The 24,402-nt window shown below is 72.4% G+C and carries 22 protein-coding genes; 19 read left to right on the forward strand and 3 right to left on the reverse strand.

What is annotated here, in order from left to right:
- The first annotated feature begins 120 nt into the window (after nt 1-120).
- The 14 genes from ACQEUU_RS14465 to ACQEUU_RS14530 all read left to right on the forward strand — a co-directional run bounded on the left by ACQEUU_RS14465 (nt 121) and on the right by ACQEUU_RS14530 (nt 16,059).
- Nucleotides 121-2,283: an ATP-binding cassette domain-containing protein gene (locus tag ACQEUU_RS14465; RefSeq protein ID WP_433065573.1), complete on the forward strand. Its 2,163-nt coding sequence runs from the start codon at nt 121-123 to the stop codon at nt 2,281-2,283.
- Nucleotides 2,284-2,372: 89 nt separating this feature from the next.
- Nucleotides 2,373-3,305, forward strand: coding sequence for a TauD/TfdA family dioxygenase (locus tag ACQEUU_RS14470; protein WP_433065575.1), 933 nt, complete (start codon nt 2,373-2,375; stop codon nt 3,303-3,305).
- Between the two features lie 2 nt (nt 3,306-3,307).
- Nucleotides 3,308-4,441: a hypothetical protein gene (locus ACQEUU_RS14475; RefSeq protein WP_433065578.1), complete on the forward strand. Its 1,134-nt coding sequence runs from the start codon at nt 3,308-3,310 to the stop codon at nt 4,439-4,441.
- Entirely contained in the window at nt 4,416-5,411 is a 996-nt protein-coding gene (locus ACQEUU_RS14480) for a cupin-like domain-containing protein (RefSeq protein ID WP_433065580.1), read from the forward strand. The genes ACQEUU_RS14475 and ACQEUU_RS14480 overlap by 26 nt, the downstream gene beginning before the upstream one ends.
- 5 nt (nt 5,412-5,416) lie before the next feature.
- Nucleotides 5,417-6,478, forward strand: coding sequence for a hypothetical protein (locus ACQEUU_RS14485; RefSeq protein WP_433065583.1), 1,062 nt, complete (start codon nt 5,417-5,419; stop codon nt 6,476-6,478).
- A 10-nt stretch (nt 6,479-6,488) separates the two neighbouring features.
- On the forward strand, nt 6,489-7,649 hold the full coding sequence (locus ACQEUU_RS14490; RefSeq protein ID WP_433065586.1) for a hypothetical protein: 1,161 nt from the start codon (nt 6,489-6,491) through the stop codon (nt 7,647-7,649).
- Nucleotides 7,646-8,338 carry a M15 family metallopeptidase gene (locus ACQEUU_RS14495; RefSeq protein WP_433065589.1) on the forward strand — a complete coding sequence of 231 codons (693 nt, stop codon included), beginning with the start codon at nt 7,646-7,648 and terminating at the stop codon, nt 8,336-8,338. The genes ACQEUU_RS14490 and ACQEUU_RS14495 overlap by 4 nt, the downstream gene beginning before the upstream one ends.
- Complete coding sequence (locus ACQEUU_RS14500) at nt 8,335-9,315, forward strand: GNAT family N-acetyltransferase (protein WP_433065591.1); 981 nt, start codon at nt 8,335-8,337, stop codon at nt 9,313-9,315. Before ACQEUU_RS14495 ends, ACQEUU_RS14500 begins: the two co-directional genes overlap by 4 nt.
- The gene (locus ACQEUU_RS14505; protein WP_433065594.1) at nt 9,315-10,574 is read left to right on the forward strand and encodes an MFS transporter; all 1,260 of its coding nucleotides are present in this window, start codon (nt 9,315-9,317) and stop codon (nt 10,572-10,574) included. Before ACQEUU_RS14500 ends, ACQEUU_RS14505 begins: the two co-directional genes overlap by 1 nt.
- Nucleotides 10,559-11,635, forward strand: a complete 1,077-nt coding sequence (locus ACQEUU_RS14510; protein WP_433065597.1) for a GNAT family N-acetyltransferase — start codon at nt 10,559-10,561, stop codon at nt 11,633-11,635. The genes ACQEUU_RS14505 and ACQEUU_RS14510 overlap by 16 nt, the downstream gene beginning before the upstream one ends.
- Nucleotides 11,619-12,365 carry an SDR family NAD(P)-dependent oxidoreductase gene (locus ACQEUU_RS14515; RefSeq protein ID WP_433065600.1) on the forward strand — a complete coding sequence of 249 codons (747 nt, stop codon included), beginning with the start codon at nt 11,619-11,621 and terminating at the stop codon, nt 12,363-12,365. The genes ACQEUU_RS14510 and ACQEUU_RS14515 overlap by 17 nt, the downstream gene beginning before the upstream one ends.
- 58 nt (nt 12,366-12,423) lie before the next feature.
- Nucleotides 12,424-13,551 (forward strand): hypothetical protein, encoded by a 1,128-nt coding sequence (locus tag ACQEUU_RS14520; RefSeq protein ID WP_433065603.1) that lies wholly within the window; start codon nt 12,424-12,426, stop codon nt 13,549-13,551.
- Nucleotides 13,548-14,576, forward strand: a complete 1,029-nt coding sequence (locus tag ACQEUU_RS14525; protein ID WP_433065605.1) for a zinc-dependent alcohol dehydrogenase — start codon at nt 13,548-13,550, stop codon at nt 14,574-14,576. Before ACQEUU_RS14520 ends, ACQEUU_RS14525 begins: the two co-directional genes overlap by 4 nt.
- Before the next feature lie 4 nt (nt 14,577-14,580).
- A complete protein-coding gene (locus ACQEUU_RS14530; RefSeq protein WP_433065608.1) occupies nt 14,581-16,059 on the forward strand; it encodes a hypothetical protein in 1,479 nt (492 codons plus the stop codon).
- A 63-nt stretch (nt 16,060-16,122) separates the two neighbouring features.
- On the opposite strand, the gene ACQEUU_RS14535 is transcribed toward ACQEUU_RS14530, so the two are convergent.
- Nucleotides 16,123-16,899 (reverse strand): AfsR/SARP family transcriptional regulator, encoded by a 777-nt coding sequence (locus ACQEUU_RS14535; RefSeq protein WP_433065611.1) that lies wholly within the window; start codon nt 16,897-16,899, stop codon nt 16,123-16,125.
- 288 nt (nt 16,900-17,187) lie between these two features.
- On the opposite strand from ACQEUU_RS14535, the gene ACQEUU_RS14540 reads away from it, so the two are divergent.
- Nucleotides 17,188-18,282, forward strand: coding sequence for a sensor histidine kinase (locus ACQEUU_RS14540; RefSeq protein ID WP_433065614.1), 1,095 nt, complete (start codon nt 17,188-17,190; stop codon nt 18,280-18,282).
- Nucleotides 18,275-18,928, forward strand: a complete 654-nt coding sequence (locus tag ACQEUU_RS14545; RefSeq protein WP_433065617.1) for a response regulator — start codon at nt 18,275-18,277, stop codon at nt 18,926-18,928. The genes ACQEUU_RS14540 and ACQEUU_RS14545 overlap by 8 nt, the downstream gene beginning before the upstream one ends.
- Nucleotides 18,929-18,935: 7 nt before the next feature.
- Here the strand turns inward: ACQEUU_RS14545 and ACQEUU_RS14550 are convergent, their stop codons facing one another.
- The gene (locus tag ACQEUU_RS14550) at nt 18,936-19,763 is read right to left on the reverse strand and encodes an aldo/keto reductase (RefSeq protein ID WP_433065619.1); all 828 of its coding nucleotides are present in this window, start codon (nt 19,761-19,763) and stop codon (nt 18,936-18,938) included.
- Between the two features lie 325 nt (nt 19,764-20,088).
- On the opposite strand from ACQEUU_RS14550, the gene ACQEUU_RS14555 reads away from it, so the two are divergent.
- Nucleotides 20,089-20,985, forward strand: a complete 897-nt coding sequence (locus ACQEUU_RS14555) for a hypothetical protein (protein ID WP_433065622.1) — start codon at nt 20,089-20,091, stop codon at nt 20,983-20,985.
- Here ACQEUU_RS14555 and ACQEUU_RS14560 read toward each other — a convergent pair whose 3' ends face one another.
- On the reverse strand, nt 20,986-21,936 hold the full coding sequence (locus ACQEUU_RS14560; protein WP_433065625.1) for a sulfotransferase family protein: 951 nt from the start codon (nt 21,934-21,936) through the stop codon (nt 20,986-20,988).
- A 189-nt stretch (nt 21,937-22,125) separates the two neighbouring features.
- Here ACQEUU_RS14560 and ACQEUU_RS14565 point away from each other — a divergent pair, with 189 nt between their 5' ends.
- Both ACQEUU_RS14565 and ACQEUU_RS14570 read left to right on the forward strand, forming a co-directional pair.
- Nucleotides 22,126-23,502: an MFS transporter gene (locus ACQEUU_RS14565; protein ID WP_433065628.1), complete on the forward strand. Its 1,377-nt coding sequence runs from the start codon at nt 22,126-22,128 to the stop codon at nt 23,500-23,502.
- A 46-nt stretch (nt 23,503-23,548) separates the two neighbouring features.
- Complete coding sequence (locus ACQEUU_RS14570; RefSeq protein WP_433065630.1) at nt 23,549-24,379, forward strand: carbohydrate deacetylase; 831 nt, start codon at nt 23,549-23,551, stop codon at nt 24,377-24,379.
- Nucleotides 24,380-24,402: the final 23 nt, after the last annotated feature.

A 24,402-nucleotide genomic window follows, 5' to 3' on the forward strand; every position in this document is an offset into this window, starting at 1 on the left:
CCCACATTCATCACGATCGCGGGAGCCCGGGAAAACAACCTGAAAAATGTCTCGGTCGAGGTGCCGAAGCATCAGATAACGGTTTTCACCGGGGTGTCCGGTTCGGGGAAATCCTCACTCGTGTTCGACACCATCGCGGCCGAGTCCCAGCGGCAGCTGAACGAGACGTTCACCGCCTTCGTCCGCAACCGGCTCCCCCGGTACGGCCAGCCGGACGCGGACGTCATCGAGGGCCTGTCGACCGCGATCATCATCAACCAGAAGCGCCTCGGCGGGAACTCCCGGTCCACCGTCGGCACCATCACGGACCTGTACGCGCTGCTGCGGCTGCTGTTCTCACGCGCCGGTGAACCCCACGTCGGCTACTCCAACGCCTTCTCCTTCAACGACCCGGCCGGCATGTGCCTCGACTGCGAGGGCCTGGGCCGGCGCATGCAGGTCGACCTCGGCAAACTGCTCGACACGTCGCGCTCGCTCAACGAAGGCGCCATCGACCACCCCGCCTTCTCCGTCGGCGGCTGGTTCTGGAAGCTGTACGCCAACTCCGGCCTGTTCGACAACGACAAGAAGCTGGGCGACTACAGCCGCGAGGAATGGGACGCCCTGCTCCACGGCGCCGACGGCTCCATCGCCCTCGACTGGCAGGGCGGCCAGATCAACTCCAAGTACGAAGGGCTGCTGGAGAAGTTCGACCGCCTCTACCTGCGCAAGAACCCCGAGGAGATGAGCGCCAAGAACCGCGCCGCGCTCGAACGCGTGGTCTCGGTCTCGGTCTGCCGCACCTGCGAGGGGCAGCGGCTCAACAAGGACGTCCTCGCCTGCAAGATCAACGGGCGCAACATCGCCGAGTTCGCCGCCCTGGAGGCCGACGCCCTGGTCGAGGCCGTCAAGGAGATCACCGCCCCGCAGGTGAGCACCGTCGTGCGGAACCTGCTCGAACGGCTGGGCCACCTCGTCGACCTGGGCCTGGACTACCTCACCCTGGACCGCGAGACCTCCACCCTGTCCGGCGGCGAGTCGCAGCGCATCAAGATGATCCGCCATCTCAACAGCTCGCTGGTCGAGGTCGCGTACATCTTCGACGAGCCCACGATCGGCCTGCACCCGCAGGACGTGCGCAGGCTCACGACGCTGATGCGGCACCTGCGCGACAAGGGCAACACGGTGCTCGTGGTCGAGCACGACCGCGACGTCATCGAGGTGGCCGACCACGTCGTCGATCTCGGCCCGCGCGCGGGCAGGCACGGCGGCGAGATCGTCTACCAGGGCGACGTCCAGGGGCTCCACTCCGCCGACACCCTCACCGGCGCGTGCATGCGGCGGAAGCTGCCGATCAAGGAGGAGTTCCGGCGGCCGTCCGGGCACCTCCAGGTGACCGGCGCGTCGCTGCACAACCTCAAGAACCTCACCGTCGAGATCCCGACCGGGGTCCTCACGGTGGTGACCGGGGTCGCGGGCTCCGGCAAGAGCACGCTCATCCACCAGGTCTTCCTCGCCCAGCACCCCGACGCGGTGATCGTCGACCAGTCCGCCGTCACCACCAACCGGCGCTCCAACCCGGCCACCTACACCGGCGTCATGGACGAGATCCGCCGCCGGTTCGCCCGGGAGAACGGCGTCAGCGCCTCGCTGTTCAGCTTCAACTCCGCGGGGGCCTGTCCCAACTGCCAGGGCGAGGGCGTCATCTACACCGACCTGGCCTTCATGGACCCGATGATCACTGTCTGCGAGGTGTGCTCCGGCAAGCGCTTCACCGAGGAGGTGCTGCGACACACCCTGCGCGGCCGCGACATCAGCGACGTGCTGGCCATGAGCGCCGCCGAGGCGGCCGAGTTCTTCACCGAGCCGAAGATCGCCGGGAAGCTGGCCTCCGTGGTGTCGGTCGGGCTCGGCTACCTCCAGCTCGGGCAGCCGCTGAACACGCTGTCGGGCGGCGAGTGCCAGCGCATCAAGCTGGCCACCGAACTCGGCAGGTCGGGCACCGTCTACGTGCTGGACGAGCCCACCACCGGTCTGCACATGTCAGACATCAGCGGCCTGCTGGGCATCATCGACACCCTGGTGGACCACGGGAACTCGGTGATCGTCATCGAGCACAATCTGGACGTGGTGAAGAACGCCGACTGGATCATCGACCTCGGTCCCCGGGGCGGCCGGTCGGGCGGGGAGATCATGTTCGAGGGCACCCCGCGCGAGCTGCTGGCCGCCGGGAACTCGCTGACGGCGGAGTCGCTCAGGGACTCCCTGCCCGCGGATCGAACGGGGGACCGGGTGCCCGGTTGAGCGGTGCACCAATGCGGTTCGATCGCGGCTATAGCGGCCCGGGTGATGCTGGTCGGTGATGGACGGCCGGAACATCCGGAAGGTGTGGAATGAAGATTCTCTCCAAGACCATTGGCTGCGAGATCGCCGCCGGCCCCGGTGAGCGGCTCGCGGACATCGACCCCGCGATCGTCGTACAGCTCCTGAAGAAGGACGGCTACGTCTACTTCACGGGGTACGAGCCGGCGCTGGCCGAGTTCGAGGCATTCACCGAACAGTTCGGCACGTGCGCCGGGTCGCGCCACGTCCACTACCCGGAAGGCGGGGAGGCCCTGGGCTTCCACGCCGAGGACTCCTACAACCCCTACAGGCCGGACGCCCTCTGGTTCATGTGCCTGTTCGAAGGCAGCGACGGCGGGGCGCCCACCGGCGCGGTCGACGGCGTGCGCCTGCTCGCCGAGCTGAGCCCGCGCTGGCAGGAGTTCTGCCGGGCGAACACGCTCCGCTTCGAGCGCCACTGGGCCGAGGAGACCTGGCGGCTCGCGACGGGCCCCGCCGCCCGGGAGGAGATCGAGCGGGTGCTCGCGTCCCTGCCCCGGTTCGGCCACCGGTTCCTGCCCGACGGCACGCTCTACACCAGCTACGAGTCGCCGATCGTGGTCACGACGGCCAACGGCGACGAGAGCTTCAGCAACACCATGCTCCAGGCGATGACGGAGCAGACGTTCTACGGCATGACGCTCGGCGACGGCGCTCCGGTGCCGGAGGAGCTGGCGGAGACCGTGCGGCGCTGGACGCTGGAGCACGAGATCGAGATCGGCTGGTCGGCGGGCGACGTCGCGGTGATCGACAACTACCGCATGATGCACCGGCGGGCCGAGTACCACGGCAAGGACCGTGACCTGCGGGCCAGGCACTGCGAGAACCTGTTCGGCACCCGGTTGCCGGACGACTCCACCACGCTGGCGGCCGGCGTCAAGTCGCTCATCCAGAGCGACGTGGGGCTGCCGGTGGCCACCGGTCCTCTCCCCACGACGGTGTGATCATGGACATCGAGTTCGCCAAGTACACCTCGTTCGGCAACACCTTCATCATCGTCGACGAGACCGTCACCCCGCTGGCCGACGACGAGCAGCGGGCCGCCTTCGCCCGCTGGGCGCTCAACGGCGACTTCGGCATCGGCGGCACCGACAACGTCCTGTACCTGTCGGAGGCGCCGGGCCGGGCCGACTACCTCTTCCGGATCTTCGAGGTGGACGGGTCGGAAACGCTGTCCTGCGGGAACGGCCTGCTGTGCACCGCCGCCGCGCTGCGGCGGGCGCACGGCGGCGACCGGTGGGAGGTGCTCACCGAGCTCCCCACCGGCCGCCCCCGGTCGGTGCGGGTCGGCACAGCGGATGGCCCGCCGGACGGTACAGCGGAAGGCCCGGCCGACGGTACGGGCCGGAGCCCGGCGGAGGACGCCGTCGGGGGCGACGGGCACGGCGGGGCCTGGGTCGACATGGGCCTGACCCGCCCGGTCCCGGCGGAGCTGATCAACAGGAGCGGACCGCCGCCGGCCGACGGGATCGACCACATCACCGGCCTCGACGTCCCCGGCGTGGGGAAACTCGCCGGCTACCTGACCTTCAGCGGCGAGCCCCACCTGGCGCTGTTCCGCGGGCACGGCCTGCCGGACGGGCTGGCGGAGCGCCTGTTCATCGACGCTCGGGGCGCACTCGGCGAGCCGGACGGCCCGGCCATCGAGGAGTCGGTCGCGCTGGCCCACCACATCGGCACGCACGTGAACCGCGCCTACCGCGAGCTCTTCCCGCAGGGCGTGCACCTCAACTTCGCCCGCGTCGAGGGGCGCCGGGTCGAGTACCGCACGTGGGAGCGCGCGATCAACTGCGAGACGCTGGCCTGCGGCTCGGGCACGGTGGCGATGGCGCACGTGGGGCGGGAGCTCGGGCTGCTGCCCGAGGGCGAGATCACGTTCTGGCCGCACCGGTGCCGCTGGTACCAGCCGGACGCCGCCCTCACCGTCACGAGCACCGAATCCGGATATGTCGTGACTGGTCAGCCGCGCCTGGTCTGCGTCGGCGTCGTTCCCCGGACGTCGTACGCCTGGGCGACCCAGACACTCAGCAACCGATCCGCGAAGGACCTCAGCCATGCGCTCACTGCGACAGCAGGTTGACCCGGCCGCCAAGCTCCGCGAGGCCGGCCTCGACGTGCGGCGGCTGCCCCGCCACGACGACCCCGCGCCCGCCGCGGTGCGGCAGGCCATCGCCGACCGCTCGGGCCCGATGGTGTTCCCCGGGCTCACCGACTCCTGGCCGGCCCGTACCCGGTGGACGCCAGAGAACCTGGCGGTCACGCACGGCGGGCGCACCGTCACCGCGCTGATGAACCTGCCCGCCAGCGGCGTGCTGTTCCCCCACGACCAGCGGAACTACGAGCGGACGCTCCCGTTCGCCGAGTTCGTCCACGAGATGCTGGCCACCTCCGCCGACTCGCCCTGCTACCTGGCCTACACCAGGGCGGCCGAGCTGTTCCCCGCCCGCGACTACGACTTCGCGCCGCTCACCGGCGACCTGCCGTACAGCACGGACACCCGGGTGTGGATCGGCTCGGCCGGCACCCGGTCGATGCTGCACTCGGACCTGAAGGACAACTTCTTCTGCCAGATCTGGGGCGAGAAGCACGTGGTCCTGGTGCCGTGGGAGCACGCCCGCGACGTCTACCCGTTCCCAGGCAACCTCGTCAACAGCCAGGTCGACGTCATGGAACCGGACCTGGACCGGTTCCCCCGGCTGCGCCGCGCCACCTTCTACGCCGGCACCGTCGAACCGGGCGACGTGCTGTACATGCCGCGCGGCTGCTGGCACGACATCAGGTCGCGGACGCCGTCCGTCTCCGTCAACCACTGGTTCGGCCCCCCGATGACCGCGGCCGACTACGCCTCGCTGCTGCTGCGGAGCGGTCCCCGGTACTGGGCCGCCACCGCGCGCGACTTCCTCGCGCACGGCCTGCTGCGCCGCCGCGAGAAGACGACGTTCTTCTTCAGTCCGCCGTCCACCGGCAAGCGGCTGTTCGACCTGCTGCGCTGGGGCGACTTCTCACGCGAGAACGACCCGTCCGCCGACCGAACCAGGAGCCCGCGGTGACCATCATGTCCAGCCCACTGAAGACGACCGTGGACTCCTCCTTCGAGCTGCGGCTCGTCGAGGCGATCCGCCCGATCACCGAGCACTTCCTCGCGGTGGGCGTCCACCACCTGTTCGACACCGGCCTCTACGACGCGCTGGCCGGCCGCCCGCCGACGCCGATCCCGGCCCTGGCCGACGAGCTGTCCATGGCCGCCGACCGGCTGCGCGGCTTCCTGCTCTACCTGGCCAACGAGGACATCGTGCGGGTGGAGGACGATCACGTCGCGCTGACCGACAAGGCACGCGGCCTGAACGAGTTCCGCGCCTGGTACACCTTCCTCATCGGCGGGTACGCCGGGACGATCCAGCAGATCGGCGGCGCCCTCACCCGCGGCGCGCCCGACTGCACCCGCGACGGCGAGCACGTGAGCGTGGGCAGCTGCGAGATCAGCCGCTACGACGGCATGCCGATGACCCTCGACCTGCTGGAGCAGGGCGGCGTGGACGCCCGCGAGCTGCTCGACCTCGGCTGCGGCAACGCGCTGTACCTCACGGAGTTCGCCGCCGCCGTCCCCGGCCTGCGGGCCGTCGGCGTCGAGCCCGACCCCGACGGCTACCGCGCCGCCGTGGGCCTGGTGGAGCGGGCGGGCATGGCCGACCGGGTCCGGCTGGTGAACGCCTCGGCCACCGACTTCCTGCGCGACCCGCCCGCCGACTGCCGGCCCGACCTGATCGTCCTCGGCTACGTGCTGCAGGAGATCCTGGCCCAGGAGGGCGAGGAGGCGGTGCTCGGGCTGCTGCGCGGCGTCGTCTCCCGGTTCCCTCAGATCAACGTCGTGGTCATCGAGGTGAGCGACGAGATCGCCAACCCGGCCGTCATGCGGCACGGCGTGGCCAGGAACTTCTGGAACCCGTACTTCCTCATCCACTACTTCACCCGCCAGCGCCTGGCCAGGAAGGCCTACTGGGACGAGCTGTTCCGGCGGGCCGGGCTGACCGTGGCCGCCTTCACCTCCACCGACCCGCACATCGACTCCAGCGGCGTCGAGCTCGGCTACCTGCTGCGCGGTCCCGCCCACCACTAGAGGAGCCGTCATGCTTTCCCGAGAGCTCGCCGGCGAGGTGGCCGGCTGGGCGGAGCAGGAGGGCGTCGGCACGCCGGCGTTCCTGTTCGCCCCCGCGACGCTGCGCGCCGGGGTGGCCGAACTGCGGACCCGGCTCGGCGCCCGTATCTCCTACGCCACCAAGGCCAACGCCCACCCGCTGGTGCTGCGCGCGCTGGAGCCGCTGGTGGAGGAGTTCAACGTCACCAACCCCGGCCACCTGGCCACCCTGCTCGACCTGGGCGTCTCGCCGGGGCGCATCGCCTACCTCAACCCGGTCCTCACGCCGCGGACCCTCGAACGGGTGCTCGCCGCCGGGGTGACCCGGTTCGTCGTGGACGACGCCAGGGGCCTGGAGATGCTGCCGGAGACGGCCAGGATCACGCTGCGGCTGCGACCCCCGGACGCCGGGGAGTCCACCCGGTCCCTGGTGCGCTTCGGCAACACCCCCGACGTGCTCGCCGGCCTGGCGGAACGGGCCGCGGAGCGCGGCATGGAGATCGAGGCGCTGTCGTTCTTCGTTGGCACCGCCGGCGAGGGGATGGAGCGAGGGCTGCCCTACCTGGGCGGCGTCGACCTGCTGATGGGCCTGCGCGACCGGCTGGCCCAGGCCGGCGTCACCGTGCCGGCGATCAACATCGGCGGCGGGTTCCCCGGCTCCCGCGACCGGTTCCACCACGACCACCCGGACTTCTTCCAGCGGATCGCCGCGGCCCTGCCCACCGGCGTGGACGTGATCTGCGAACCCGGCCGGTACCTCTGCCAGCCGGCCATGGCCCTGCTGAGCCGCGTCGTGGCCGACCGCGTCGTGGCCGGGCGGCGTCTGGTCCACCTGGACGCCAGCGCGTACGCCGGCCTGTTCGAGACCACCTTCATCGAACCGGAGGCCGGCCTGGAGATCGCCACGCGGCGCTCCGGCGACCCGGCGCCCGCGGCCGTGCTCGGCCCGGTCATGGACTCCTTCGACGTGATCGCCAGAGACGCGGCGCTGCCCCCGATGACCGAAGGAGACCTGGTCGTCATGCCCAACACCGGGGCGTACGCGTGGGGCTACACGGCTCCCGTGGAAGGGCTGTCACCCGCCGAGGTCGTCGAGCTGCCACCCGATCTGTCCGAAGGATTCGCCAAAGCCTGGTTCGGGAGCTCACTGTGATCACGAGAACGGACGCGCCCATCGTCATCGAGCCGACCGTGTCGCCCCCGCCGGGCATCGGGGTGCGCGAGTGCGGCGAACCGCTGGAGGAGGTGGCGGGGGTGCCGGGCGTGCACGCCGGCCCCGCCTACCACCGGCGCGGCATCGCCGCCGCCGGCAGCCGGATCTTCCTGCGCCGCCGCGTGCTCGCGGCGCTGCGGAGCGCCTCGGCCGCCCTGCCCGACGGCGTCGACCTGCTCGTCTGGGACGGGCTGCGCACCCTGGAGACCCAGGCAGAGATCGTCGAGAGGTTCCGCCGGACGCTGCCCGACCCCGGCGACGACGCCACGGTCGAGATGTACCTGGCGCTGCCGCCCGCCGACCGGGAGGAGTTCACGGCCTCGCCGCCGCCGCACGCGACCGGGGGCGCGGTGGACGTCACCCTGTGCGACCCGTCGGGCCGCGAGCTGGATCTCGGCGCCGAGTTCGACGAGTTCAACGAACGGTCCTGGCTCACGCATTACGAGAACGACTCCAGGTCCGAATACAGGCGGCTGCGCAGAATGCTTTATTGGACGATGCTCGGCGCAGGTTTCGCGCCGTACTCGTGGGAATTCTGGCATTACGAGTTGGGCACCATGGTGAGCGCCGCTTTTCACGGTGAACGGTTTGCCGAATACGGCGCCGCCGTACCGTGGAGGAACCCATGACCATGCCATACATCACCCATCGCTCGCGTACGGTGTTCGACACCGACGCCTGGCTGGCGGCCTGGGACGGCAACACCGTCGAGCGGCGAGAACCCACCGGCCACCCCCTGCTCCAGCGCCTGGAGTACTCACCCTTCTGGCACGGCTACGAGCTCGACACCGACCTCGGCCGGATCTGGGACCGGCCCATACTGACCGTCAGCTCGCTGTACGCCGGCTACGGCCCCGCCTACCTGGCCGGGCGGCCGGAGGACGTGGACCGGCTGATGGACCACGCCTCCGGCCTGCTGCCCGGCACCTGCGGGCTGCTCGTGCTCAACCTGCCGCTGGAGGCGGCGCTGGAGTGGGCCACCGTCGCCCAGCCGGACGGCATGATCCGGCTCGACCACGCCTACCACCGCGTCATCGGCACCGGCCCCGAGCCCGACCTGCGCGACGTGCACAAACGCACCGAGTTCCGCAGGCGGTGGCGCCGGTCCGCCGAGAAGGGGCTGCGGCTGGTCATGGAGACCGACCCCGCGCCCGAGCGCGTCGACGAGGTCGTCGAGCTGGCCAACGGCTCGGCCGAGCGGCACGACTGGCCCGTCCTGTACGACCGGGCCGGGTTCCTGGCGGTGGCCGGCATGCCCGGCGGGCGGCTGGTGCGCGCCGAGTGGGACGGCCGCACCGTCGCCGCCTTCGTCGGGATGGAGCACGACCGCCGCTTCTACCTGTGGGCCGGCGGCATGGACCACACCGTGGTCCAAGAGGTCAGCCCCTACCTGTTCACGCTCTACGAACTGCTCCGGATCGGGCTGGAACGCGGGTGGGACCGGCTGGAGCTCGGCAAGGGCAACGACGCGTTCAAACGGCGCTACGGCTTCACCGGCGTGGAGCTGTGGTCGCTGTGGTACGCGGCGGACCCGTCCGACGTGCCCGCGTACCGCCCCAAGCTGGCGGCCCTGCACCAGAGGCTCGGCGCGGCCCAGGGGGCGTGATGGCCGGCCTCTGGCGCCACGGCGACTTCATGAAGCTGTGGGGCGGCGAGACGGTGTCGCAGTTCGGGGCCCAGATCACCGTGCTGGCGCTGCCGCTCACCGGCATCCTCACCCTGGACGCCAGCGCGGGCGAGCTGGGCGTCCTGACCGCGATGCAGTTCGCGCCGGTGCTGCTGATCACCCTGTTCGCCGGGGTGTGGCTGGACGGCAACCGCAAGCGGCCCGCGCTGATCACCGCGAACGTGGGCCGGGCCGTGCTGCTCGGCGCGGTGCCCGTGCTCCACCTGGCCGGCCTGCTGTCCATGCCCGTGCTGTACGCGGTCGCCTTCCTGACCGGCCTGCTCACCGCCGTCTTCGACGTGGCCTACGTCGTCTACCTCCCGTCCCTGGTCTCCAAGGACCAGCTCGTCCAGGCCAACTCCCGGCTGGAGGCGACGTACTCGATCGCGTCCATCGGCGGCCCCGGCGCCGGCGGCCTGCTGGTGCAGTGGCTGACCGCGCCGGTCTCGATCGTGGTCAACGCCCTCACCTACGTGGCCGCCGCGATCAGCGTGGCGGCCATCCGGCACCGCGAACCGCCCCCGGAACGGCCCGCCGACCGGCCCTCCACCTGGGCGGAGATCAAGGAGGGCCTGGCCACGACGCTGCGCGACCCGCTGCTGCGCCCCCTCACCGTCGGCTCGGCCTGGTTCAACCTGTTCGAGCAGGTCATCCTCACGCTGTATCTGCTGTACGGCGTGCGCGAACTGCGCCTTTCCACCGGCCTGCTCGGCGTCATCCTGGCCATCGGCAGCGTCGGCGCGCTGGCCGGCTCGTTCCTCGCCGACCGGGCCGGCCGGGTCCTCGGCATCGGCCGGAGCATGGTGTGCACGATGATCCTGGGCTCCGCCGCCCTGGGCCTGGTGCCCGCGGCCGCCGGGTCCCCGCTCGCCGCCGGCGCGGTCCTGGCCGCGGGACTGTTCGTGTACGGCCTGTCCATGGCCCTGTTCAACGTGCACAGCCTGAGCCTGCGCGGCGCGATCGTGCCGCCGGAGCTGCTCGGCCGGGTGACCGCGACCTACCGGTTCTTCGTCTACGGGACGATCCCGGTGGGCGGGCTGCTGGCCGGGCTGCTGGGGGAGCGGCTCGGCGTCCGCACCGCCATGGCCATCGCCGTGGCCGCCCTGCTGGCCGGAGGCGTGGCCTTCGCGGCCACCCGCATCCGGTCGGTCGGAGACGAGATCTTCGGCAGGAAGGAGACGCTGTGCTCGGCGGACTGACCCCTGAAGCCTGGGACGGGCTGGCCGGCCCGCACTTCTACTCCACCAGCGCCTGGCTGCGCTTCTGCGCCGCCGAGTACGGCGGCCGGAGCGACGCCGTGGTCCGCGACGGCGCCGCGGTGCCGTACACGGAGCTGACCGGACCGCCGATGCTGCCGCTGTACCGGTGGACCGAGCAGCTCTCGGCGCGCGGCCTGCCGGCGCCCCCGCCCGAGGGCCTGCTGGTCGGGCCCCGCGAGGGCTACCAGACGCACTTCCTCGGCGCGCCCGAGGGGGTGCCCGCGCTCGTCGAGGAGCTGCGCGGGCGCGCGGCCGGCCGGCCCTGCGTGGCGATGTACCTGCCCCCGTCCGAGCTGGAGTCCGTCCGCCGCGCCGGGGTCACCGCCCCGGCCGTGGTGATGGACGCCGACGCGTGGATCGCCGTCGACGACTGGCCCGGCTACCTGTCCAAGCGCAAGCGCTACCGCGTGCGCGCCGGCCGCCGCGCCTTCGAGGAGGCCGGCTACACGATCAAGCACGTGCCGCTGGCCGAGTGCGTCGACCTGCTGGCCGTCCCGGCCTCCAGGACCCTGGCCAAGTACGGGGTCGACAGCGAGCCCGAGGAGGAACGCGGGGCGCTGCGCGGCCACGTGCGGAACATGGGCGAGGCCGCCCGGGTGGCGATCTGCTGCCGCGACGGCGGCGACCCCGTCGGGTTCTGCCTCTACTACGTGGGCACTGACACGATCTTCCTGCGCTGGGCCGGCTTCGACTACGACCGCCTGGCCGACGCGGACGAGTACGGCAACGTCGTGCTCGTCAGCCAGCTCGACCTGGCGGCCGAGCTGGGGCTGCGGTGGGTGCACGCGGGCCTGAAGTCGTCGGCGGCCAAGGCCCTGTACGGGGCCACGCTGCGCCCGGTGTGGCTGGCCGACCTCTCCGCGGACAGCGTGCTGGAGGGCGCCGCCGACCAGGTACGGCGGCACAACGCGGACGTCTGCCGCGAACTGCGCGAGGACCCGCGCACGGCGGGCGCGCTCGACCCCGAGACCTGGCGGAGCATCGATGAACAGACCGGCTGAACGCAGAGTGATCGTCACCGGCGGCGCCTCCGGCATCGGCGCCGCCATCGCCCGCCGCTTCGCCGGCGACGGCGCCAGGGTGGCCGTCCTGGACCGCGACGAGGCGGCCCTGGCCCGGCTCGACGACCTGGTGCCCGGCGCCGAGCTGAGGCTCGTGACCGACGTGGGCGACCCCGAGGCGGTGGACGCGGCGTTCGAGGAGCTCGACCGCCGCTGGGGCGGGCTGGACGTGGCCGTCAACAACGCCGGCGTGAGCAGCCCGTGCGCCTTCACCGACCTGCCGCTCGACGACTGGGAACGCATCCTGCGGGTCAACCTGACCGGGGTGTTCCTGGTCGCCCAGCGGGCCGCCCGGCGGATGCGCGGCGCCGGCGGGTCCATGGTCAACATCGCCTCCGTCAGCGGCATGGTCGGCATGCCGGACTACAGCGCGTACAACGTCAGCAAGGCGGGGGTGATCGAGCTGACCAAGACGCTGGCGCTGGAGCTGGCGCCGGAGATCCGGGTCAACGCCATCTGCCCCGGTTACGTGCTCACCCCCATGCAGGAGGCGGAGTACTCGCCCGCCCGGCTGGCGGAGTGCGCGAGCAGGATCCCGCTCGGCCGGCTCGGCCGGCCGGGGGAGATCGCCGCGCTCGCCGCCTATCTGGCCGGCGACGAGGCGGAGTTCGTGACCGGCCAGACCTTCGTCATCGACGGCGGCGAGACGGCCGGCGGGCTGGCGAGCTGAGGTCTCTCAGCGCCGCTGGATCGACGTTATAGCGCCGCCGCCGACGATGGATGAGGTCGTGATCCACGACAGAAAGGGCGTACGAGCCATGACCGTGTCCTCGCTTGCCACGACCCGCCGAAACGGCCGCTCACCGGCCAGGGCGGTGAGCTCCTACACCGAATGGGACCCGCTGGAAGAGGTGATCGTCGGGCGGCTGGCCGGCGGCGTCTTCCCGACCTGGCAGGAGTCCATGCGCGCCACGATGCCGCCCGGCTCCTGGCGGCTCTTCCAGGAACGCGGCGGGCAGCCGTTCCCGCAGGACCTGGTGGACGCCGCGGACGAGGAGCTCGACGGGCTCGCCCGCGCCCTGGAGGACGCCGGCGTCACCGTGGTCAGGCCGGAACCCGCCGACCACCGCGCCTCGTTCGGCACGCCGCACTGGACCAGCTCCGGCGGGTGCTACGCGGCCATGCCGCGCGACCACCTCATCGTCGTCGGCGACACCATCGTGGAGTCCCCGATGTCGTGGCGCTGCCGCCAGTTCGACGGCGACGCGTTCCGGCCGCTGCTCAAGTCGTACTTCGACCGGGACGCCCGGTGGCTGCAGGCCCCCCGCCCGCAGCTCACCGAGGAGCTGTTCGCCACCGGCGACCACGACGAGTGGGCGATCACCGAGTTCGAGCCGGTCTTCGACGCGGCCGACTTCATGCGCTTCGGCCGCGACCTCGTGGCGCAGCGGAGCCACGTCACCAACGCGTCCGGCATCCGGTGGCTGCAGCGGGCGCTGGGCGGCGCGTTCCGCGTCCACACCATCGAGGTGAACGACCCGCACGCCATGCACATCGACGCCACGCTGCTGCCGCTGGCGCCCGGCAAGCTGCTGGTCAACCGGGAACGCTACGTGCCCAACGAGCTGTTCGACGGCTGGGAGATCCGCAAGGCGCCGCAGCCGGCGCTGCCGCCGGACTGGCCGATGTACTTCTGCAGCCCGTGGGTGAGCATGAACATGCTCTCCGTGGACGAGCGGACCGTCGTCGTCGAACGGCAGGAGGAGCCGATGATCGAGCTGCTCACCGACTGGGGCTTCCGCTGCATCCCGGTGGACTTCCGCCACGTCTACACCTTCGGCGGCTCGTTCCACTGCGTGACCGTGGACGTGCGCCGGCGCGGCGGCGACGACCGGTACCTGGCGCCGGTCCGATGAAGGTCGCCCAGATCACCGGCCCTCGCGCCTGCGCCATCGCCGAGAAGCCGGACCCCGCCATCCGCCGCGACTACGTCCTGCTCAAGGTCGAGGTCGCCCCCATGTGCAACGAGTACGTCGCCTACCGGGACGGCGTCTACCTGGAGCGCAACCGGCCCGACTCGCTGGGCCACGAGATGGCCGGCGTCGTGGCCGACGCGCCCGAGGGCGCCCTGCTCAGCCCCGGCGACCGGGTCGTGGCGCTGTGCGGCTACCCGTGCGGCACCTGCGAGCTGTGCCGGCGCGGCTACTACTCCCACTGCGCCACCACCGAGGACCCGCTGGAGGTGTGCAAGAGCGAGTCGGGCGAGTGCGGCTTCGCCCAGTACGCGATCAAGCCCGCCCGGCTGTGCGTGCCGGTGCCGGACGGGATGCCGCTGGACCACGCCGCCATGGCCTGCTGCGGCCTCGGCCCGACCTTCGGCGTGATGCGGCGCATCGGCGTGGACTCCTCCGACACCGTGCTCATCACCGGGCTCGGCGCGGTCGGCCTGGGCGGTGTGATCAACGCCCGGTACCGCGGCGCGACCGTGATCGGCGTGGCCCGCACCCCGTACCGGGCCGGGCTCGCCCGCGACCTGGGCTGCGCCGCGGTCCTGGACCCCCGCGACGGTGACGTGCGCGAGCAGATCAGGGCGCTCACCGGCGGCGGCGTGGACGTCGCGATCGACTGCTCCGGCCGGCCGGAGTACCAGCGGCTGTGCGTCGACGCGATCAATCGCCTGGGCACGGTCGGCTTCCTGGCCGAACCCGGCGAGCTGACCGTGCGCGTGGACGACGACCTGGTGCAGAAGGGGGCCACGCTGATGGGCAGCCTCGACATCAACCTGGCCGACGCCGGCCCGCTGCTGCGCATGATCAGCCGGGTCCCGGACCAGATCGAGCGGTTCATCACCCACCGCTACCCCCTGGACCGGATCGGCGAGGCGTTCGAACGGCAGTCCCGCTACGAGTGCGGGAAGATCGTCCTCTATCCGTGGAGCTGACGCCATGACGCTGGCCGCCCACCTCCTGGACCTGGCGGCGCGGCACTCGCCGCTGGTCCGCGACACGCTCCGCCGCCTGGCCGACGCGCCGCTGGCCGACCTGCTGGCCGGGCTCCGGCCCGGCCGGTCCCGCCCGTGGCAGGACCGGGACGACCTGTGCGCGGCCGTCGCGGACCTCGCGGCGCGCTCGTACGGCCCCGAGGTGGCCGCCGAGGTGGCCGCCGACCTGCGCGCGCAGCCGATCGTGCCCACGTCCAACCACTTCGGGGTGGACACCTTCGCCGACTCCGTCCAGGGCACGCTGCTGTTCGCGCTGCGGCCCGGCGCGCCGCGCACCGTCGTCGTGCTCGGCTTCGGCACGGTCAGCCTGAACAACCTGACCTACCCCATGGGACTGCGGCTCTACGACCCCCGGCACGGCGAACTGGACGCGCTGCCGCAGCGGCTGCCCATCCAGCCGAACCGCGACAAGCACCGGACGGTCCTGACCGCGCGGCCGTTCGACGCCGGGATGATCGAGCGGGCCCGTGCCCGGCTCGCCCGCATGCGGCGGGCCGGGGAGGTCTCCGCGTTCTGCGCGCGCAGCGCCGACGACGTGCTGCACCGGGTGTACGGCGCGCCGGAGACGCTGGCGCTGCCCTCGCACGGCCTCCAGGCCACCCGCGTCAACACCGCGCTGTGGCGGGGCCTGTTCCAGGGCGAGCCGCCCGCCCGGCTGGTGCAGGTGGCGATCGAGCCGATCTGCGCCGCCCTGCTCGAATCGGACCTGAACGACCCCGGCAGCCTGATCCACCAGCTGTTCTTCGTACCCCAGGTGCGTGAGGCGCTGCTCGACGGGCTGGACGGGGAGCGGGCCTGCTGGGAGCGGAGCCGCTCGCGCGGCACGGTCTTCTTCTGGGGGCTCGGCGCCGAGGGCCGCCGGGTGCCGCTCGCCCTCCACGGCGAGCTGCTCACCGGTGTCGACGAGCGCGGCCGGCGGCTGGAGTGGAAGTTCAGCCCGGAAGGGCTGGCCCCGGCGCTGCGGGCCGGGCTCCTGCTGCCCTCGCTGTTCACCTGCTTCGCCACCCTCGCCTTCGCGCGCGGGCTGAGCTGCGTCGGCGGCTACTACCAGGCCACCTACCTGCCCGTGATGCAGCGGGGCGTGGTGGCCGCGCTGGGCGTCGGCGAGGAGTTCCGCGACCTGGCCGACGCGGTCGCCCAGGTGCCCACCGGCCTCCACCTGGCCAGCCTCCAGGCCGCCGCCCGGTCCCTGCCCGGCGGGGCGCTCATCCCGGCGGGACCGGTGGAGATCGCCGGCGCGGGCGGGCTCGCACCGGCCGACGTGGCCGCTCTCACCCGCGTCCCGGTCCGTGAGGCGCACGTCGTCGCCTTCCCCGACGTGCTCGATCACCTCGTCCCGGCCGACGAGCTGCCGCCCGGCTGGGCCGCCCGGCTCGCCCTGGAGAGCGGCGCCGCGCGGGCCGTACGGCTGGAGACCTCCTGAACGACGGCGGCCCCCCGCAGGGGGTCGTCCGCGCTCACCGGAGCAGGTTCACCCGGAGCAGGTTCACGACGCCAGGTCCTTCGGCATGCCGGCGGACAGCAGCTCGCGGTGGAGCTCCTGGATCTCCGGGGAGGGCGCCAGGCCCAGGTCCTCGTCGAGGAGGTCACGCAGGTGCCGGTAGGCGTCGAGCGCCTCGTTGCGCCGGTTGCAGCGGCCCAGGGCGCAGATCAGCTGGCCGTGGAACCCCTCGTTGTACGGGTGCGTCTCGACCAGCAGGCGCAGCTCCGGCAGGAGGTCGCGGTGGCGGCCCAGCTCCAGGCCAGCCTCGATGCACATCTCCTGGGCGCAGACCCGCTGCTCGTCCAGCGCGACCACGTGCCCGCGCAGCACCGGCCCCGGCAGCACGTCGGCCAGCGCCCGCCCGGACCACATGTCCAGCGCCTGGCGTAACGACTCGGCCGCAAGCGCCATGTCCCCCTCGTCGAGCGCCTGCCGCCCCTGCCGGATGAGCCGGTCGAACCGGAAGACGTCCAGGTCGTCCTCGCCGGCGCGCAGCAGGTAGCCGGCGGTCCTGGTCTCGACCAGCTCCTCGCCGTGCGGGCACAGCCCGTCGCGTTCTAGATGCTTGCGCACCTGGTAGACGTAGGTGTGCAGGATGGTCCGCGCGTTCTTGGGCGGATCCTCGTCCCACAGCTCCCGGATCAGCAGGTCGGTGTCCACGATCTGGTTGGCCCGCAGCGCCAGCATGGCCAGCACCTGGCGCAGCTTGTGCTGGCCGAGCGTGTGCGGGTGACCGTCTACGACGATCTCCACCGGGCCGAGGAGTTGGAATGTCGCCATGGGTGATCTTCCTTGTGGTCGGCTGTGTGCGTTCACGAGGCTCGCGCGTTCTCCGATCCCTTCGCAGCGTCACCCTCGCGGCGGGCCGCCCACAACAGGAAACCTCCGCAAGCAGCACCCCGCTCAGCCGAAATATCCCGGGACCGGACCGGGAGGAGTAACACCCGGATGTAGTCCTGTCCCGGGGCCGGCCGCCGGGTGCGGGTTTTTCCCTCCTCTCACCAGCTCTGATAGGCCGGAGTGCGCGGGGCCGGGTTCGGGCGCTCCGGTCAGGGGAAGAGACCTCCGGTGGCCCCCCGCGATCGATGCCGTTCCTCACGGGAGGCGCTGGCCGGCTTTCTCGACGCCGAGCGGCCCGCGCTCCTGCGCGCGTACCTCGCCCGGCTGGAAGACGCGCACCCCCCGCTGACCGGCGATCCCGAGCTGCGGCGGCAGGCGCTCACGCACGCCGGCCGCACCATCGCCGACGTCGCGCGAAGCCTGCGGCTGGGCCGCCCCAGCGCCTGCGACGACGGCAGGGCCGGTCCCGGTACGTCCGGGGCGGCGGGGCGGCTGCACCCCCGGGTCTCGCTGCGGGCCGCGACCTGCCTGGCGGACGTCACGCTGAACGCCGCCAGTGAGTATCTCGCCGAGCGCGAGGACGGCGGGGAAGCCCTGGGGCTCGTCATGCGCTCCCTGACGGAGAGCGTCCTGACCCGCGTCCACGAGACGGCGCTCGCCTACTCCTCCCGGCTTCTGCACGACCTCGACGCCGCGTACGCCGACGAGCGCCGCAGGATCGCCCGCGACCTGCACGACCGGGTCGGCTCGGGGCTCGGGGTCGCCCACCATCAGCTGGAGCTCGCCGAGGCGTGCCGCACCGACCCCGCCCACGCCATGAACCGGGTGGTGCTGGCGCACGAGGCCATCCAGGACGCCATGGTCGGGACCCGCTCCATCGTGACCGGCCTGCACACCGACGACCAGGTGCGCCACCTGGAGAAGGAACTGGCCAGGCTCGTGGAGACCGTGGCGTCCGATGACGTGATCATGCGGTTACGGGTGGACGGCGACGAGGCGTGGGCGTCAGGGAAGGTCCTGGGCGAGACGTTCCTCATCGTCAGGGAGGCGGTGCGCAACGCGGTCACGCACGGCGCGCCGGGCATGGTGCTCATCACCGTCGACATCACGCCCGGCAGGCTGCAAGCGACCGTGGACGACGACGGCCGCGGCTTCGACCTGGACCGGGCGCTCCGGTCACCCGGCCTGGGGCTGACGTCCATGCGGGAACGGGCCGAGCTGATCGGCGGCCGGGTGACCCTGACGCCGGTGGCCGACCGCGGCACCCGCGTGGAACTCGTGGTACCGCTGTCGGAACGGCGTGGGGGTGATCGTGATGGATGACCGCACCACCGTCCTCATCGTGGACGACCACTCCCTGTTCCGCGAGGGACTGAAGGAGCTGCTGGAGAGCGACGACGACATCGCGGTGGTCGGCGAGGCCGGCGACAGCGAGAGCGCCGTCGAGCAGGCCGCGTCGCTGCGACCGCACGTCGTGCTGCTCGACGTGGAGATCCCCGGCGACGAGGCGACCACGACGGTGAGCCGCATCCAGGCGGCCTCGCCCCGCTCCGAAGTGATCATCCTGAGCATCTACGACGGTCCCTACCTCGTACAGAGCCTGCTGGCGCAGAACATCCGCGGCTACCTGCTCAAGACCGTGCGGCGGGCGGAGCTGCTCGCGGCGGTCCGCACCGCCAGGACGGACCACGACCGGGTCATGCTCGTCATCTCCAGGGAGAGCCTGGTCCAGGTGCAGCCGAACGCGGCCAACCCGCTGTCCGCGCGGGAGCTGCAGGTGCTCGAACTGGTGGCCGAGGCGCTGAGCAACGGCCAGGTCGCGAGCCGGATGAACCTCACCGAGTCCACCGTGAAGCGGCACCTGCGCAACATCTTCCTGAAGCTCGGCGCGGTCTCCCGGGTCGACGCGGTGAACAAGGCCGTGGCCGCCTCCCTCATCAAACCCCCGTCCATCCCGCACCAGCCATGACCTGCTCCTAGTGCGGCGGGAAGAGGGTGTTCAGGCGGGCGAGCGGCACGGGGTCGACCTGGACGTCCGCCGTGCTGGCGTTCATCTCCAGGTGCACCCGGTTGCGCGTGCTCGGCACGGGAACGATGTCGCCGCCCTGCGCCAGCAGCCACACCAGGGCCAGCCGGGCCAGGCTGAGGTGGAGCTGCGCGGCGACCTCCTCGGCGGTCCGCACCGCCCGCACGGCGGCCCGCGGGTCGACGCCAGGGCCGGACCCGACTCCGAGGCCGAGCGGCCGGCAGGCGACCACCCCGAGCCCGTGCGCGCGGGCCGCCGGGATCCGGTCCAGCTCGGCGCGGCGGTCCCACAGAGAGTACTCGCAGGCGATGGCGGCGATCGCGGGTTCCGCGGCGGCCCGGCCGATCTGACCGGCCCGCGGCTCGGCCAGCCCGAGGTGGCGGACCTTGCCCGCCGTGACGAGCCGGGCCAGCTCGCCCACTCCGTCCTCGACGGGCCCCGGCCAGGCGGGGCAGTCCAGGTAGAGCAGGTCCAGGTGGTCGACGGCCAGCCGGCGCAGGGCCGCGTCGCAGGAACGCGCCAGCCCCCGGCCGCACGCGCGCGCCCGCGCCGCCAGCACCACCTCCTGGCGGCGGCCCGCGATCGCCCGCCCGGCCAGTTGCTGCACCTGCTCCTGCCGGGACCGGCTCGTGGTGTCGAGCAGGGTGATGCCGAGATCGAGGGCGTGACCGATGACCCGTGCGCCCGTCCTGGCGTCGGGGCCGCCGGCGAGTGCCGTCCCGCCCAGGCCGATGGCCGAGGAGATCGGGCCGGCGCGACCGAGCCGCCTGGCGTCCATCGGTCACGGGATCCCGCGCGGGCGGAGCCCGCCGGGCTCGGTCACGGGAGGGTCGGGTCGATCCATCTCGGCCGTCCTTTGGCTGCGCGAACGCCGGGACACACCTCTTCACCATGCGCCGGGCCGGTCGAAGCGATCTCAACCCCGGATAGAGCGGCGATGACGTCGTACGGGGAAATCCCGGTTGACCAGACCGGAAATATAGGCAATAGTGCGGGGAGGACGCTCCCGTCAGAGAGGCCGGGTATGACGCACTTCTATGGGGCTGGCCGGGAACCGGGCAAGGTGCGCGTCCCGCCGCGCGCCGTCGCCTAGTGTCGCGCACATGTGGATCGACGAGCATGTGGTGCTGCCCGACCCGGACCGGGCCGTGGTCGCGGTCGGACCGCCGGCCGCCGGGGACGGACACTGGGCCGGAGCGCCGAGCGCGGTCGCCGCGGACGGGCTGATCTATCTCGCCTACCGGCTGCGCCGCCCGATCGGCCGGGGCCGCGGGTACGCGGTGGTGGTCGCCCGCTCCTCGGACGGCGAGCGGTTCGAGACGCTGACGACCGTCACCCGCGAGGAGATGGACGCCGAGTCGCTGGAGCGGCCCTCGCTCGTGCGCCTGCCGGACGGCCGCTGGCGGCTCTACCTGAGCTGCGCCACCGAGGGCACCAAACACTGGCGGGTGGAGGCGCTGGAAGCCGCCGACCCGGCCGCGTTCGACGCCCGCTCGCGGGTCACCGTCCTGCCGGGCGACCCCAAGACCGGGGTGAAGGACACCGTGATCGTACGGCGCGGCGGCCTCTGGCACCTGTGGGCCTCCTGCCATCCGCTGGTGAACCCGGAGGAGGCCGACCGGATGGTGACCGACTACGCCACCAGCGCCGACGGCCTGGAGTGGACCTGGCACGGCACCGCGCTGAGCGGCCGGCCGGGCCTCTGGGACGAGCGGGGCGTCCGCGTGAGCGCGGTGCGGTGGCGGGGCGGCCGGGTGCTGGCCTACTACGACGGCCGGGCGAGCGCGGCGGAGAACTACGAGGAGCGCACCGGCGTCGCCGTCGGCGCCGATCCCGCCGCGCTGACCGCCCTCGGCGACACCCCCGCGGCGGCCTCGCCGTACGGCAGGGCAGGACTGCGCTACCTGGAGTTCGTGGACCTGCCCGGCGGCGCCGTCCGGCTCTACTACGAGTTCACCCGTCCCGACGGCGCTCACGAGCTGCTCACCGAGCTGCGGTGATCAGCGGCGCCGCCCGTTGCGCGACTGCCGCTGCCCGGGCGGCCGGGTGCCGACCAGGCCCCCGGCCCGCTGCCTGGGCAGCAGCCAGTCGCCGAAGTCCGCGCCGGTGACCCGCTCGAGCAGGCGGATGTCGTCGGCGAAGTACGGCAGGAGCCGCTGCCGCTGCTCCCACGACAGCGGGCGGCGGGAGGCGCCGCGGTGCTGGAGCAGTCCTTCGAGCGGCGCGCCAAGAGCCGTGGACAGGCGCCTGCGCATCAGGGACAGCACCCGGTGCCGCAGGCCGGGGTCCGGATGGGCGGTGACGTTCTCCCGGGGCAGCTCGGTGAGCAGCCCCTGACGCACGCCGAGGAAGGCGCAGATGCGGTCGAGCGTCTCGGCGGGCCGGTCCACGAGGTCCCGGTAACGGAAGATCAGCACCTGGTCGCGGGGGAACAGACTGAACAGGTGCTCCAGCTGCTCGCCGTAACGGCCGAGCCCGATGTAGTGCCAGAAGTGCGCCCACCCCTCGCGGACGCGGTGCGGCTCGGCCTCGCACGCCCGTACCAGGTCGCCGATGGGCTCCAGCCCGGCCGACCACAGGTGCGTCCAGTTGGAGTGCGCCCGCTCGACCGGGTCGCGCAGGCTGATGATCAGCTTCACGCCGGGGACGGCGGCGTGGATGCGCCGCTGGGCGGCGGTGTCGTAGAGGTAGAAGGGGGTGGACTCGCCGGCCGGCGTGCCCGGCGGAGCGTCGGCGAACAGCGCCTCGTAGTCGGCGCGCCGCCAGACGTGCTCCCGGTAGGTCTCCACGTCGCCCGGCCCGCCCCTGTCCGGAGGCGGGCCGTCGGTGAGGAAGAACTTCGGTTCCTTGATCCGTGACAGGAACAGGCCGGGATGCTGCCGCAACGCGGTGTGCAGGGCCGTGGTCCCGGCTTTGGGCACACCTGCGATCAGGAAATCGGGCAGGGACACCGTCTTCCCTCCAGTGGCGGAACGGACCTCTGTAGGGGGTCAGCATAACAAGGTTATCCGGTAGGAAATGTCCCTTATGTGGCGAGAGGGGCTATCCCCGCATTTGTGGATCAGACGTAACTTGTCTGCATCTTCCGGTGCACGGCACCGCGCGGCGGGTCAGGCTGGCGGCGAGGAGGCCCGAGAGCCATGGCAGATCCCGCACAGGCGAACAGCGACCGGCCCGGCACGACCCCCGCCCCCGCGCGGACCCCCGCGTGGCGCTACGCCATCGGCATGCTCGGCACGTCCATCCCGATCAACATGATCAAGGGATCGATGATCCTCTACTACGTCGACATCCTCGGGCTCGACGTGCGCGCCTACGGCGTGGTGATGGTGGTCTACGCGGTCATCGACGCGATCGACAACCCGGTGCTCGGCCACCTGTCCGACCGCACCAGGAGCCGGTTCGGGCGGCGCAGGCCGTGGCTGATCGTCGGCGCGCCGATGCTCGCGGCCTGCATGATCGCCTTCTTCTCCGCGCCGGCCTCGCTGGACGGCCTCGGTCTCGTGCTGTGGTTCGCGGTGTTCGCGATCCTCTGCGAGGCCTTCGACTCCATGCTCAACGCCAACTACGGCGCGCTGCTGCCCGAGCTCTACCCGCGCGAGCGCGACCGCGCCGTGGCCAACGCCCTGCGGCAGGGCTTCCAGTTGGTGGCGCTGGTGATCTCGCTCGCGGTCACGCCGCTGCTCACGACGGAGGTGTTCGGCACGGCGGACTCCACCCAGGGCTTCCAGACCACGGCGATCGTGTACGGCGCGATCGCGGTCGTGGTGATCGTGTTCATGGCTCTCGGGGCGCGCGAGAACCCGCGCTACGCCACCCGCGAGCGGCCGCCGCTGCTGCGCAGCGTCTGGTCCATCGTGCGCACCCCACTGTTCTGGACGGTCGGGCTCACCGGCGCCTGCTACGGGATCGCCATGGCGCTCGTCCTCACGGGCCTGCAGCTGTACGTCCGCTACTCGCTCGGACTCGACGTCGGCAAGGCCCTCTACCTGCAGGGCGTCGTCATATTGGTCGCGGCGGGCGGCCTGGTGGCGTGGACGAGGGTCGTCGCGCGCCGCGGCGCCCTGTGGACCTGGCGGCTCGCCTTCGCGGTCCTCGCGGTCAGCTTCGCGGCGCTGTTCCTCGCCACCGACCTCGTCACCGCGATCGCCGCGGGCGTCCTCGTCGGCGCCGGGTGGTCGGGAATGCTCGCGACGAACGACCTCATCGTCGCGCGGGTGCTGGACGCCGACGCGGCGCGCAACCGCGAGCACCGCGAAGGGCTCTTCCTGTCGGCGTTCGGCTTCTTCGGCCGGCTCAACGGGGTCGTGACCGGGCTGGCGCTCACCTCGCTGGGCGTGTTCTTCGGCTACAACTCCGGTGCCGACCCCGGCGCCGACCCCGGATTCGCGTTCCGGGTGTACCTGTGCGTCTACCCGTTCGTCCTGGTGACCATCGGCGCGGTCGCGGCGCGGCTCATCACGGTCCCGCACGAGACGCCGCCCGAGGCCGCCGACCCGTCGGAGGACACCAGGTGACCCGCAGCCCCCTGATCACGGCCGGGCGGCCGTGGAAGGACCTCCGGTGAGCCGCCGTCTCGTGATCACGGCCGACGACCTCGGCAGGGAGCCCGGCACCACCGAGGTCGTCCTCGGCCTGCTGGCCGAGGGACACGTCACCGCGACGACGCTGATCTGCGTCTCACCGGCCGCCGGGCGGGCGGCCGAGCGGGTCAAGGAGCTCGGCGTGCTGCCGCGCCTGCACGTGACGCTCACCAGCGAGCGCGACGTGCCGCGCTGGCGGCCGCTCGGCGGCCCGACCGGCCTCACCGACCCCGACGGCACCCTCAGCGACGACCCCTTCGTCCTGGGAGCGCGCGGCGAGGCCGCGGACGTCATCCGGGAGGCGGACGCCCAGCTGCGCTGGATGCGCGCGCGGGACCTCGCGCCGGTGGCCGCCGACTCCCACGCCGGCACCCTGTACGGGCTGCACGGCCGGTCGTGGCTCGCCGAGACGCTCCACTGGTGCGCCCGCCACGGTTTCGCCTTCAGGCTGCCCCGCGACCCGGAGCCGTACGCCGGCGGTCCGCTGCCGCCGCCGCTCGCCGCGGCGCACGAGCGCGCCGTCGCGCTCGCCGACGAACTGGGCGTGGCCATCCCGCGGACGATCGCGACCAACCGCCGGACCGCCCACGAGCTCGGCTCCTACGAACGACTCCGGGACGACTACCTGCGCCGGCTCGCCGACCTCCCCGAAGGGACGAGCGAACTGTTCCTGCACCCGTCCCGCGAGGACGCGGTCGCCGGGCCTGACGGCGTCGTGCGTGCCTGGGAGGCCCGGCTGCTGCGTGACCCGGCCTGGCACACCGCCCTCGCCCGCGAGGACGTCCGGCTCACCGGGGGCTGGTGGCCCTGAGTTCCACCGTCCGCCCGCGCCGG

This window comes from Nonomuraea sp. CA-218870 (assembly GCF_050936535.1).
In the GTDB taxonomy this organism is placed as follows: Bacteria; Actinomycetota; Actinomycetes; order Streptosporangiales; family Streptosporangiaceae; genus Nonomuraea; species Nonomuraea corallina.